The organism is Mycolicibacterium arenosum (assembly GCF_024320865.1).
In the GTDB taxonomy this organism is placed as follows: domain Bacteria; phylum Actinomycetota; class Actinomycetes; order Mycobacteriales; family Mycobacteriaceae; genus Mycobacterium; species Mycobacterium arenosum.
This window is the reverse complement of record NZ_JANDBD010000016.1, coordinates 1-13,116: the sequence shown is the minus strand read 5'-3', so window position 1 is coordinate 13,116 and position 13,116 is coordinate 1. Positions and strand designations below refer to the sequence as shown.

At 66.8% G+C, this 13,116-nt stretch carries 11 protein-coding genes; 5 read left to right on the top strand and 6 right to left on the bottom strand.

All coding sequences use genetic code 11. The annotated features are described in order from the left end of the window. Positions 1-163: 163 nt before the first annotated feature. From NM203_RS29570 to NM203_RS29560, 3 genes are all read left to right on the top strand, one after another. A complete protein-coding gene (locus tag NM203_RS29570; protein ID WP_255064330.1) occupies positions 164-1,279 on the top strand; it encodes a tyrosine-type recombinase/integrase in 1,116 nt (371 codons plus the stop codon). Then, positions 1,276-1,614: a helix-turn-helix domain-containing protein gene (locus tag NM203_RS29565; protein ID WP_255064329.1), complete on the top strand. Its 339-nt coding sequence runs from the start codon at positions 1,276-1,278 to the stop codon at positions 1,612-1,614. The genes NM203_RS29570 and NM203_RS29565 overlap by 4 nt, the downstream gene beginning before the upstream one ends. Positions 1,615-1,784: 170 nt before the next feature. Then, positions 1,785-3,041 carry a hypothetical protein gene (locus NM203_RS29560; RefSeq protein ID WP_255064328.1) on the top strand — a complete coding sequence of 419 codons (1,257 nt, stop codon included), beginning with the start codon at positions 1,785-1,787 and terminating at the stop codon, positions 3,039-3,041. Between the two features lie 61 nt (positions 3,042-3,102). Here the strand turns inward: NM203_RS29560 and NM203_RS29555 are convergent, their stop codons facing one another. Genes NM203_RS29555 through NM203_RS29540 form a run of 4 tightly spaced genes read right to left on the bottom strand, consistent with a single transcriptional unit; the run spans position 3,103 to position 4,396 of the window. Next, the gene (locus NM203_RS29555; RefSeq protein ID WP_255064327.1) at positions 3,103-3,435 is read right to left on the bottom strand and encodes a YnfA family protein; all 333 of its coding nucleotides are present in this window, start codon (positions 3,433-3,435) and stop codon (positions 3,103-3,105) included. Positions 3,436-3,445: 10 nt separating this feature from the next. Next, positions 3,446-3,763: a hypothetical protein gene (locus tag NM203_RS29550; protein WP_255064326.1), complete on the bottom strand. Its 318-nt coding sequence runs from the start codon at positions 3,761-3,763 to the stop codon at positions 3,446-3,448. Beyond that, positions 3,750-4,202, bottom strand: a complete 453-nt coding sequence (locus NM203_RS29545) for a MerR family transcriptional regulator (protein ID WP_255064325.1) — start codon at positions 4,200-4,202, stop codon at positions 3,750-3,752. The genes NM203_RS29550 and NM203_RS29545 overlap by 14 nt, the downstream gene beginning before the upstream one ends. Continuing rightward, a complete protein-coding gene (locus NM203_RS29540; protein ID WP_255064324.1) occupies positions 4,199-4,396 on the bottom strand; it encodes a hypothetical protein in 198 nt (65 codons plus the stop codon). The genes NM203_RS29545 and NM203_RS29540 overlap by 4 nt, the downstream gene beginning before the upstream one ends. Before the next feature lie 351 nt (positions 4,397-4,747). Here NM203_RS29540 and mobF point away from each other — a divergent pair, with 351 nt between their 5' ends. Together mobF and NM203_RS33405 are read left to right on the top strand one after the other, a co-directional pair. Then, positions 4,748-9,355 carry a MobF family relaxase gene (gene mobF, locus NM203_RS29535; RefSeq protein ID WP_308212863.1) on the top strand — a complete coding sequence of 1,536 codons (4,608 nt, stop codon included), beginning with the start codon at positions 4,748-4,750 and terminating at the stop codon, positions 9,353-9,355. 404 nt (positions 9,356-9,759) lie between these two features. Further along, complete coding sequence (locus NM203_RS33405) at positions 9,760-10,155, top strand: type II toxin-antitoxin system RelB family anti-toxin (RefSeq protein WP_308212862.1); 396 nt, start codon at positions 9,760-9,762, stop codon at positions 10,153-10,155. Positions 10,156-10,212: 57 nt separating this feature from the next. On the opposite strand, the gene NM203_RS29525 is transcribed toward NM203_RS33405, so the two are convergent. Next, positions 10,213-10,887 (bottom strand): hypothetical protein, encoded by a 675-nt coding sequence (locus NM203_RS29525; RefSeq protein ID WP_255064323.1) that lies wholly within the window; start codon positions 10,885-10,887, stop codon positions 10,213-10,215. Positions 10,888-10,921: 34 nt separating this feature from the next. Beyond that, positions 10,922-12,013: an EspK C-terminal domain-containing protein gene (locus NM203_RS29520; protein ID WP_255064322.1), complete on the bottom strand. Its 1,092-nt coding sequence runs from the start codon at positions 12,011-12,013 to the stop codon at positions 10,922-10,924. Positions 12,014-13,116: the final 1,103 nt, after the last annotated feature.

The following is a 13,116-nucleotide window of genomic DNA, read 5'->3' as shown; positions in this document are numbered from 1 at the left end:
CACGTAAACTTAAAGTGGACAATTTCGAGCTAGCTGGGGCGGTCGGATCGGCGGGCGGTGACGCCATCGCCCGGTGTCGATGCAGGTGAGCGCTCCAACGATCGGCTGAGGCAACTTGCAGTTGTCATTGACAACTTTAAGTTGACAGGCTGATGATGGGGGCGTGGAGGACGTTCCGGGTTCGGCGCACCTGGTGTTGGCGTCGGGGGTGGTGCATCTCGATGAGCCGGGCGCGGTGTTCGAGGCGATGCTGGCGGGCTGGGGCCGGCAGCAGAAGTCGCGACTGCTGGCCGACTCAACGGTGGCAGCGAGGCTCGCGTTGGTGCGGCGGTTCGCCGCGTTCGCGCAGGCGCATCCGTGGGATTGGACGGCCGCCGACATCGAGGACTTCACCGCGAGTCTGATGTCGGGTGAGGACCGTTGCGGGCCGTCGACGATCCGCGGTTACCACGTCACGTTGCGGATGTTCTGCGACTATCTGCTCGACGGCCGCTACGGCTGGATCGCGCAGTGCGAGCGGCGTTTCGACCGGATTCCCTCCCAGGTCTGTCACGACTTCAACACCGCTGCGCATCTGGTCGACTACGAGGGCCGGCCCGCCCGGCGACCGCTGTCCTACGACGAAATGCAGACGCTGTTCGCCTGCCTCGATGACCGAGTCGAGGTGATCGCGCGCTCGGGCCGCAAGGGCGCTCTGGCGGCGCTGCGGGACGCCCAGATGGTCAAAACCGCGTACGCGTTCGGGCTGCGGCGCCGCGAATTGTGCTTCCTCGATGTCACCGATCTACGCCCAAATCCGAAGATGCCGCAGTGGGGAACGTTCGGCGCGATCCACGTCCGCTACGCGAAATCCAGCCGCGGCAGCACGCCGCGCCGACGCACGGTGTTGGCCGTTCCGGAGTTCGACTGGGTGATCGACGGACTGCGCCAGTGGGTCCTCGAGGCCCGGCCGTTGTTGGGTCCGGGACCGCGTCCGGAGTTGTGGTTGACCGAGCGTCGGGTGCGAGTGTCGCTGCGGTTGATGGACCGACGGTTCGCGTTCCTGCGCGCCGAGGCAGGGCTGGCTCCGGAGTTGGCGTTGCACTGTCTGCGCCACTCCTATGTCACCCATTTGATCGAGTTCGGGTATCCGGAGCGGTTCGTCACCGAGCAGGTCGGCCACTCCTACGCCTCGACCACGGCGATCTACACCTCGGTGTCCAACGACTTCAAAACCAGGACGCTGCAGGCGGCGCTGCGCCGCGTCTACGGCACCACAACCGAGAGTGAGAAGCGATGAGTACCAAGACCGTTCTGCGCTGGAATCTGCGCCAGTTGATGGCCGAGGCCGGCATGTTCTCCACCACCGATCTGGTCGAACCGCTGCACGAACGCGGGGTGGAGATCTCGCGGCAGATGGTGCACCGCATCGCAACGAAACCGCCGCAGCGGATCAACCTCGAACTGCTCGCCGCACTGTGCGACATCCTGAACTGCACACCCAACGACCTTCTCGAACTGGTCTACGTGCGCACCGGCGACGCACCGGCGGTCAACGACGACGGCGGCCCCGGGATCGGGGACCTGCGCCCGATCCGCACCACCATCCGCCGCCCCGACGACGCCAAGGAGTGACCAACCGCGCCTGCTTCGAGTGCGGCGGCACCGACGGGTTGACGCGACTCCCGCACGGCCGCATCTGCATAAGATGCCGTCGCCGGCGGCACTACCATCCCGAAACCTGCCCGTCCTGTACGGCGGTACGCCCGCTGGCCTGGCCCCGCGGCGACGGACTCGTCTGCGCCTTGTGCGCGGGAGCGGAGTCGATCTTCGCCTGCCGTGAGTGCGGTCGTGAGGACCACCCGTACGGCTCGCGGCACTGCGCCCGCTGCGTCCTGCGGGAACGTCTCACCGACCTGCTGACCGATCCACGCACCGGTCGGATCCATCACCGGTTGCAGCCCGTGTTCGAGGAGCTGATCGCCTCCGATCGGCCACAGAACGGCGTGTGGTGGCTGCGTAAGAAGCCCGGCACCGGCCCGAGGCTTCTCGCCCAGATGGCCTGCGGTGCAGTCGAGATCAGCCACGACACCTTCCGGGCGCTGCCCTCGGATCGCTCCCACGACTACCTGCGAAGCCTGCTCGTGGCCGTCGGCGTACTCACTCCGATCGACCTGCGCATCGAGCGGATGCACCCCTGGCTCGAGGAGACGGTGGCCGGATTGTCGACGCAGGACGCCGCGCTCATCCGACGGTTCGCGCACTGGCGGGTGCTGCGCAGCATGCGCCGGACCGCCCGCGAGAACCATCTCACCAGAGGCATGGCCGACGCCGCCCGACGACGCATCCGCATGGCGATCGGATTCCTGGTGTTCCTGGACACTCACGGCTCCTGCCCGGCGACGGCCACCCAGGATCTGTTGGAGCGCTACCACGCTCACGTCGGACGCAGTCTGAACCACGAGTACGCCTTCATCGCCTGGTTGCGTGAGTGCAGGATCAACACCCGGCTCACCGTGCCCGACGTGAAACGACCTCCCCCGGAGGTGACCGTCTCCGATGCGCAGCGCTGGGATGCGGTCGAGCACCTGCTGCACGACGCCACCCTGCGCCGCTACACCCGCATCGCCGGACTCTTCACTGTGCTGTTCGCCCAACCGCTGTCACGCATCGTCGCCATGCGCACCGACCGGATCACCCTCACCGACGACGGCGTCGACGTCGCCTTCCACGCGATCCCGATCCGGATGCCACCGGTCCTCGACGACCTGATCCGCGAGCACCTCGCCCACCGCGCCACCCGTCCAGAAACCGACCACGGCTGGCTGTTCCCCGGCCGCATCCCCGGCCACCACCTGGCCACCGAGAACATCCGCGCCCAACTCGTCGCCATCGAGATCAAACCCTACGAGCACCGCAAAGCAGCCCTGTTCGGACTCGCCGGCGACATGCCCGCCCCCGTCCTAGCCGAACTGATCGGCATCACCGACCGCAACGCCGCCGCGTGGGCCGCCCTGGCCGCCCGCGACTGGACCGGCTACATCGCCGACCGCGCCCGCTGACCCGAAGCCGATGATCGAACGGATGATCTCGCACACTGAGGGTGACCGGCCACGTCGGTTCTCACGCGTCGCGAGGCGCGTACATGATGACCGCTACTCCGATGATGCAGATGACTGCTCCGATCACGTCCCACCGATCGGGGCGGAAACCGTCGAGTGCCGTCCCCCACAGCAGTGAGCCGGCGACGAACACGCCGCCGTAGGCCGCGAGGATCCTGCCGAAATGCGCATCGGGTTGCATCGTGGCGACGAAACCGTAAACGCCCAAGGCGATGACACCCAGCCCGGCCCACAGCCAACCACGGTGTTCCCGAACTCCCTGCCACACCAGCCACGCCCCGCCGATCTCGGCGACGGCGGCGACCACGAACAGCAGTATCGAACGCCAGACCATGCACTTACCTCTACGAGACCAGATCAGACGACGGCGCAACGGATTCCGTTGGTGCGCAACCGCATCCGGTGCCGCACTCATCAGGCCACCCCGCCGATCCACGCCTCCGATTCCGGATCCACGTCACCGCCAGCCCGACGATGCCGATCGCGATTAGCGCGAAACCGACCGGCTCGAACCACTTCGCACCCGCGAGCAGCACACCACTGCCGACGAGGCCGCCGGCGATGAACATCGGAACCACGGTGCAACACGCCACGCAGGCGGCCGCCCCGACGCCGATCGACGCCCACCAGCGTTTACCCGACACTCTCTTAGCAGCAGCCACCCTCTGTTCCCTTCACATCAGCTTGTGCTGCCGGATCCAACGGCAGCGGACAACACGGACTCTCCGCGCAGATCAGCAGGTTGTCGCAGCCCGCGTCCAACGCATCGACCAGCGACTGTCGAATCACCGTCAGCTCGGCGAGCTTCTGGTCGACCTCGACCAACTTGGCGGCAGCCCGCGCCTGCAACCCGGCATCGGCCCGCCTGCCCAGCCGTGTAGCCGCCAGCAGATCAGCCACCTCGTCGAGCGTGAACCCCAGCCGCTGAGCGGCTTTGATCACCCGCATGAGGGTGACCGTCTCGGGTGGATACAGACGGTGCCCACCCAATGAACGACCCGGTTCCCGCAGCAGGCCCCGCCGCTCGTAATAGCGCAGTGTCTCCACGTTGACGCCCGCCGCGCTGGCGACCTCACCGCTGCGCAACCCCGCCTCGCTCACCGGTTCGCCCCCGCCAACGCGCCGACCCGCCGTGCCAGCGCGTCGAGCACATCGGCGTGGGATTCGGGCACCACCACCGACATCGTGAGCACGGAATCCGAAGTGTCGAAACCGAAGTCGAAGAACGAACAGCACCCGGACTCACGCTCGGCCAAGCTTCGCGCATCGGCTTCGGCGTCCCTGTCGAGGGTCACCCTCAGGGTCCTCACGTCCGTCCGTTCAAACCCGACAACCGAATCGCTGAACAGGCGGTCGAATTCCGCGACCCGCAGTGGCCGCTCCGCAGTCGGCAACGAACACGAGGGCGGAACCCACTCTGCGCTGTTATCCATCGTCATACACCGACGATAAGCCCGTACCCAGGTACGGAATGCAAGTGCCCTTCCGGGCGGCACCACAATCTGCCCTGGGGAATTCGACCCAACTGAATACGACCCCTGCGCCAATCGACTTGATAACGGCGATTTTGAAGGTGGCTCTGGTGGTGGTTTTTCCGGGACCGAACTTGAGACGGTCGTGCGCATGCGGATGCCGGTGTGCGCGTCATGGTGATGACACTGCACAAGCTGACCGCCGGGGACGGATACCTGTACCTGGTGCGCCAGGTCGCTGCCGCCGACAGCACCGAGCGGGGCCGATCCAGCCTGGCTGACTACTACTCGGCCAAGGGTGAATCGCCGGGCCGCTGGATGGGCCGCGGCCTGGCAGCCCTTTCCGACACCGGAGCCCGTGAGGTCAGCGATGCTGTGCGCCAACAGGTGTGGACGGTAGAAGACGGTTCGACGGTCACCGAACCTCAAATGAAGGCCCTCTTTGGGCTCGGTTTGCATCCCAACGCCGATCGGATTTCTGATCATTTGTCCCCGCGGTTGGGTGTTCGACCCTCCATCGCGGCCACCCAGTTGGGCCGCAAATACGCTGTGCGCGAGGAGTCCTCGGAGTTCACCCGTCGTGTCGGACAAGCGTTCCGCGCCCACAACACCAAAAGCGGAGTCCCGGCCAATGCGAGCATCGATGACGACGTGCGCGCGGGCATCCGCACGCAGGTGGCCACCGAGCTGTTCGAGGAACAATACGATCGCGCCCCGGCAGATGCGCGGGAGCTGTCGGGGTTCATCGCGCGGGCCACTCGGGCGCGCACCACAGCAGTCGCCGGCTATGACCTGACGTTCTCTCCGGTGAAGTCGATTTCAGCCTTGTGGGCGCTTGCCCCGCCGGAGATAGCCGAGCAGATCGAAGCCGCGCACCACGAGGCGGTGGCCGACGTGCTGGAGTGGCTGCAGGACAACGCCGCCTTCACCCGCACCGGCACCAACGGCGTCGCACAGGTCGACACCGAAGGCCTCATCGCCGCGGCGTTTACCCACCGCGATTCCCGTGCCGGAGATCCCGACCTGCACACCCACCTGCCGATCGCTAACAAGGTGTCCCATGTCGATGCCAACGGCGTGCGCCGCTGGCTCGCCCTCGACGGCCAGCCGCTGCACCGGAACACCGTGACGCTTTCGGAGATGTACAACACCCGCATGGAAGTCCGTTTGATTCCACGCGTGAGTGTGGACTTCGCAGAGCTGCCCGCCGAACGCGGGAAACGACCCGTGCGCGAGATCGTCGGCATGGCACCAGAGCTGACGACCCGCTGGTCGAGTCGCAGTATCGCAATCAGGGCCCGCACCGCCGAGCTGGCCAAGCAGTTTCAGCACGATCACGGCCGCGAACCCACCACTGTCGAGACCCTTGCGCTGGCCGAACAAGCCACGCTGGAATCGCGCGAAGCCAAGCACGAACCGCGCTCGTTCGCCGAGCAACGCGCCACCTGGCGCAACCAAGCCATCGAGGTCCTCGGCCACGATGGATTGAACCGCATGCTGGCCACAGTTTTGGCCCCGCGTCGCGCCCAGAAGACACCGGAAATCACCGCGGAATGGGTGGCGTCGCGTGCTGTCGCAATCGTCGCCACCATCGCCGAAACACGCGCGACGTGGCAGGCCCACCACGTGCGCGCCGAGGCCCTGCGGATGGTCCGCGCCGAAGGCGTCGCACACGTGTCGGGGCTTGTCGAACAGCTCACCGACACCGCACTTTCCGAGGCGTTCTCGGTGCCTCACGCCCGCATCGAGGACGACGAGTTGTGTGAGCCTGTCGCATTGCGTCGCCGCGACGGTTCAAGCGTCTACAGCCGCCACGGCGTGACGACCTACACCAGCCGCGAAGTCCTCGCCGCCGAAACCCGCATCCTGGCCGCGGCGCACCAGCTGGATGGTCGTGTCGCGACCACCGCGGACGTGGGTTTGGCGCTCGCCGATACCGCCGCACGCGGCAAACCCCTCAACGAGGGCCAGGCCGCCTTGGTGGCCCAGATGGCACTCGGTGGTCGCCGCGTTGCGCTGGCTCTGGCCCCGGCCGGGGCGGGCAAGACCACAGCCATGGCCGCGCTGGCGCATGCGTGGACTGGCTCGGGCGGTAACGTCCTCGGATTGGCCCCGACCGCGGCCGCGGCGATCGTGCTCGGGGAGGACCTGGGCGCGACCACCGACACCCTCGACAAGTACGTCCACTGCACCGACCCGGACAACGCCGCGACGTTCGGAACACCCCAGTGGTTCAACGACATCGGACCCGACACGTTGATCATCGTCGATGAGGCCGGCATGGCGTCGACCGCGGGTCTGGACGCGACGATCGCTGACGCACTCGAGAAGGGTGCGAGTGTGCGTCTGGTGGCTGATGACTGCCAGTTGGCGTCGATCTCCGCTGGCGGGGTGTTGCGCGACATCGCCACCGAGACCGGGGCGCTGACGCTTTCGGAGGTGGTTCGGTTTCACTCCCGCGCCGAGGCCGCGGCGTCGCTGGCGCTGCGTGGCGGCGATCCGGCCGGGATCGGCTTCTACATCGACGCCGGACGGGTTCACGTCGGCGCCGAACAGACCGCCGCGGACACCGCGTTTTCGGCGTGGCTGGCCGACCGCGACGCCGGGCGCGACAGCCTGCTGTTGGGACCCACCAACGCGATCGTCGACGACCTCAACGCCCGCGCCCGCACTGCGCGTCTGGCCGCCCTCATGAAGGCTGATCCGAACTGGCGGCCGGGTCGTGAAACTGTGCTTGCCGACCAACTCCGTGCCAGCGTCGGCGACGTCATCCGCACCCGTCGCAATGCACGCTGGCTGCCCCTCTCGGGCACTGATTACGTCCGCAACGGCAACACCTTCGACATCCTCGATGTCGCCCGTGACGGGGCGCTACGGGCTCGCCACCGCGGCACCGGACGGGAGATCACCCTGCCGGCCGATTACGTCACCGAACACGTCACCCTCGGCTACGCCGCCACCATCAACGGCGCCCAAGGCTCGACCGCCGGACACAGCTGCCACGTCGTGGGTGCTGAGCACCTGACCCGCCAACAGCTCTACGTCGCCCTCACCCGCGGGCGCGCCGAAAACCACCTCTACCTCTCGACCGCCGAAACCGACCCGCACCGCATCCTGACCCCCAAGGCCACCCACCCCGACACCGCCGTGGACGTCCTGTCCCGGATCGTGGCCCGCGACGGCAGCCAAGTCTCGGCCACCACCGCCGCCCGCCAGGCCGCCGACCCGACCCGCAGACTGGCCGCGGCCGCCGACATGTTCACCGACGCCCTCGGCACTGCGGCCGAGCACCAGCTCGGCATCGGGGCTCGCGATCATCTCGACGCGCTCGCTGAATCCGTCCACCCGGATCTCTCGACCTGCGCTGCGTGGCCGGTGCTGCGTCGTCGCCTGGCAATCCGGGCGCTCTCCGGTGCTGATCCCGGCGAACTGTTGGCCAACGCTCACACTCGAGGCGGCCTCGAGGATGCCGCTGACGCGGCCGCGGTACTCGACTACCGCATCGACCCCACCGGTTCCGCCGGCCGCGACTGCGGGCCGCTGCGCTGGCTGCCCGCCATCCCCGACCCCCTGGCCGGCGACCCGCAATGGGGCGACTACCTGCGCCGCCGCGAAAGCCTTGTCACCGAGCTGGCCGACCAGATCCGCGAACAGACCCGCGCCTGGACCACCGACACCGCGCCGAGCTGGGCGCAGCCCCTGGTCGCGGCCAACACTGCTCTTGCCGCAGAACTCGCCGTGTTCCGGGCCGCCACCGGGGTCGAGGACGCCGATACCCGCCTCACCGGCCCGCCCCAATACCCGGTGGCCACCCGCGCAATCCAAGATCTCCTGCAACGCCACGGCACTGACGCCATCGAGCGCGACGGCGCCGACCCCACCCGTTTCAACGACCTTCTCGACGAGATCGACCCCCGCATCCGCACCGACGCCTACTGGCCCACCCTGGCCGCCCACCTCACACATGCAGCCCGCGCCAACAACATTCGCGAGGCTCTCACCGACGCGGCACGCCAAGGACCGCTGCCCGATGAGATGCCCGCCGCGGCGCTGTGGTGGCGGCTGGCCGACGCGCTGTCCCGCGCCGCAGCCCTCCCCGATCGGCACGTCGTCGACCACGCCACCGCCCAGGGTGAAGGCGTGCACGCAGGCATGCATGCCTCTGAGCGTGCGCTCGTCGAGGTCCTGGCCGCTTCCTGGCGCAACGCCGACCCGCTCACCCTCCCGCGGACGCGCACCGACCCCGCCGCGGTCGCGCTGTCGGTGCCCTACGTCGTGGCCACCGTGGCGGCCGAGCGCTACACCCCCGACCTCGCCGAAGCCATCCACACGGCGGCCACCGATGCCAGCCGCCACCACGTCCGCGTCTCCGCAACACCACAGCCCGACCGGCTGAGCCTCAACCACCTCGCAGAGCAGATCACCGTCCACCCGCCAGATAAGCGCGGACCGGTCATCGTCGTCGAGGACGCCGCGGCCGCCGATCCCGACGCGCTCGCGGCCGTGGCCACCGCCCTAGTACCCGCACACGGCCGGCTCCTGCTCATCGACAACGGACAGCCCGGCAGTGCCCGAAGACTCCTCGACGGCCTCTCCCTCCCCTGGGCTGAAAATACCCGCCCCGCAACGGGCATCGACGATCCCGCACGCGCCGCCGCTGCAGACAAACACCGCGCCATCGCCGCCCGCAGCTGGCGCACCCTCAACACCCCACCCACACGAGATCGGGGCAGAGACCGAGACCGCGGACACGGCGTCGACATCGACATCGACATCGACTGACAGGGCACACCCATCGATCAGGCCTATATCGTTTACGGTATATATCGAGTTCGATATAGTGGGGTGTAGGTGATGATTGGGCGGATCATGCTCAGCGGCGAAGTGGAACGCTGGTGTGCCGTTCTGCCTGAAAGCGAACCCGCCCAGGCCGCTCAGGCCCTCCGACCGGCTCACCGTCGAGGGCATCAACCTAGGCATGCCGCATAGCCGCTATCTCTCAGAGAAACTGTGGGCGTAGCGGTTTCGCTGCAGACAGGTCAACCAACGCATCGCCTACACCGCCGACCCCGACCGCCAGCTGGTCACCCTGACCACCTTCGGCAACAACGCCAAAACGAACGCAACGAAATCACCCGGGAAGCAAAGCGCTACGACGCCACCAGACCAAGAAGGGATAACCCGCCATGACCGTCAAGACCACCACCGCGAAGAAGACCACTGCCCCGAAGAGGGCCGCCAAGAAAGTCCCCGCCGCTGCGAGGAAGGTCGCCACCTCCAGCGGTGGGGTTGATTACCGAGCCGCTCGCACCCAGCGCCAGGCCGCACTCGCCGACGAGCAGCGCCAGGCCTATGAGCACGCCTACCACGACGCCGGCCGCGCGATGGACCTTGCCGAGCTGGTCTACGCCGCCCGCACCGAGGCCGGACTCACCCAGACCCAGCTCGCCGCCGCCATGGGTACCAGCCAATCTGCAGTCGCCACATGGGAAAACGGCGCACGCACCCCCGGCATCGACGCCCTGGAACGGCTCGCCGCGGCCTGCGGGAAACGCCTCCACATCACCATCACCGCCGCATAACCCATCGCGCGTCAAATAGCCGTCACCCAAGGGCGAGACCGGCCCACTTCTGGGCGTTCAGCCATCGACCGTATCGGCGCTTTGCGCGCCAGCTGCCCAGGTGGATAACGCGTCAACGTGCTGGACGAGCACTTCGGTTTTGTCCGTCCGATTGCGAACAATTGCGCTTCTGGCCTCGGCCAGCGTCTCGTGAATCTTCCCCAGCCGCCGGGCATACCAGTCCTCAGTCGTATCGGCCAAGCCCTGACTAACGCGGTCATGTTGCCCCGCACGCCGGTCCTCATTAATCTCTTCGAATTTTTCGTCAACGCTGCACTCAAGTCGGCGGGCACGGTGGAGTTGCTGGAGCGCCGTCGGGAACGGCGGCGGCTCCCACGGCGGCGCGTCGGGCACGGTTTCGTACTGTTCGAGCCGAAAAAGAGCCGCACCGTCCGCATCGCCGGAGGCGTTGGCCCATTGCTCGCCGATGCGCATGTCGGCAATGCGAAGTCTGACTATCTCGTCGAGTACGTGATCGCTAACCCAATGGCAGTAATTCGCAGCGATGATCAACGCTGGCACATCGACTAATAGACGCTGCACCAGGGCACGCTGCGCGTCATCCGCGCCTCGGCCGGCGCACATCAAATCCCTGTCGAGTTCACTGGTGATCTTCACCAACCCATGACCGACATCGCCGAGCAGACCTGCAGCAAACGTCGCATACGTATCCGAAAAAACTGTATCGCCCACGGTTACTCTCGGGATCACACCAGGCCCTCCGCACTCATAGTCGGTGTCGCTCTGCTTGGACGAAAAGGTCAGTGATCCAGCCGGTTCCGCGTCCGTCGAGGTGTGCGTGAGCAGCGGCATACACAATGTCGGCCATCGGCAGCTCAGCGGGCTTGCCATCAGTGCCGGGGTCCGCGATCCAACCGAGTACGGCCTCTAATGCGCGGGAGATCAGCCATTGGCCGCGGTATTCGGTGTCGATGCTGGCTGAGCGTTCTTGATCCCATCCGGGCTGGGCGATACCAACGCTGAGCCACTGCTGCTGCACCGCCTCAGCGAATCGCGCGCGCTCAGCCGCCGAGACGGTGCTCTCGGCCGCGGCCGGCCACACATTGTCGAAGTTGGCGGGCAACCGGGACTCTCCCGGCATCGTGCTGGACGTGACGACTACGAGGCGGGCCTCAGAAACCAAGGCGTCGGTGATCAGTTTGGCGGCACGCTGGTCCAACCCCCTAGGCTTCAGTTCCGCGACCCGATTGGCCAGCACGGGAAACTCACCCGCCAACCGGTGCGTGGTCTCGGCTCCGACCGTCAGTGCTTGCTTCTCGATGCCGCCGGGCATGTTCATCCCTGAACAGGCGGCCCATTCCGTACCCCAGCGCTGCGCTGCCGTCATCAATGCGTTGACCTCGGCCCACGTTGTCGCGGCCGCGCCTAGACGCCATGCCGCAGACTCGCCAGCTTTGAGTTCGGCGTAGGCGACCAGCGTGGCTGCCGGGTCCAGATTTCCGGTCCAGCGTTGGCGGAAGGAGTCGCTGATGATGGGATCAGCCCAGGCCATTCGCAGATCCGTGGGTACGGCGATTCCTGGCGGCACATAGCCTGCGCCGTGATGGCTCACCGCCACCACCTGGCGTTCCCCCGTGGCCGAATACATCACTCCGACCGCCCACAACGCGAATGAGCGGCCCGATTCGCTAGCGGCCAGCAGTTGCCACGCCAGTCGTTTCACCATCTGAAGATCACTCGACTCATTTCGCAGGCGCTCAAAATCACGCGCCGCCGCGGCCGCTACCCGCGACGGCAACGTCGCCACCGGCGTCGCCACCGCGGTTGCCGCCGCCACCGAGGCGGCAGCAGGCGTCATCGCCGCCGCAGGACCACCAACCGAAGCAGCCGCCGCGCTTGCAGTGGGAACCGCAGGTGGTGGACCCATTGGTCCTGGAGGTAACAGCGCTCCAGGAGCCCCGAAAGCCTGAGCGGGCGCACCGGAACCGCCCCCATAAAGTCCCGAAATAGACTGCGGATTAACGACATTCGGGGCAGCCGCAACAGGTGAATGCGACACGCCACTAGGCGCCGACATGAGCGGAGCTGCCGACGCGTTTACCGGCGGCGGCGCAGCTACCGTCGCAGGCGAGGACGCTGCATTGGCCCCGGAAACGAACGACGTAGGCGGAACTACCGGCAGCGCTCGCGAGAACGCGGCGGCCGGTGATGACGCTGATGAAGTTGCCGGACTTGCGGTCGACGCTGCGCCTCCAGCAGGTCCAGAACCCAGTAGCCCTGACCCTAGGCCGCCGAGTCCTCCGGGCGACGCCCCTGAAGACGACAGCGATGAAGCTCCCCCGCCGAATCCACCTCCGCCGCTGCCAATCCCTCCGAGTGCTGAGGTTGGACCTCTGTCTGGACTGGGTGAAGAGGGCACAAGCGAACTTGACGGCGGAGCAAGGGGTTGCCCAGGGCTCACCCGCGGCACCGTATTACCAGACGCAGAACTAGGCTCTGGTGCGTCCGGCGTGGATGCACGATGTTGAGTTCCACCGCTTTCATCGGACGTTCCGTGGGGCGGCTCAGGTGTTTCGTCAGTTCGTTTATCGGTCGACCGATCGGAGTCTTCGCGACTCTCGGGGTCGCTGCTGGGAGGGCTCTCCGGGACTGGGCCAAATCGTTGCCCGAAGTGCCCAGATAGCGCGGTGATCTCCTCGGCAGCACCTACGGCTGTGCCGCGCGCCAATGTTGCTGCGCTGGTGATGATGCCGATGGCTTGAGGGCTCCGGTTTGGTACAGACGCTAGTTGGTTGTGAGCATCAGCATCGATCGAGTCAATCCTTCGCTCAGCGTCGTTGAGTGTGGTCACCTGACTTGGCCCCACTTCGGTCGTAGTTCTTCACGAATTTTGGCCCCACCGGGGTGGTGATCGTGTCCGTCCGGGTGGGCGCGGTGTGTCGTCACCAATGTTGGCCCCAC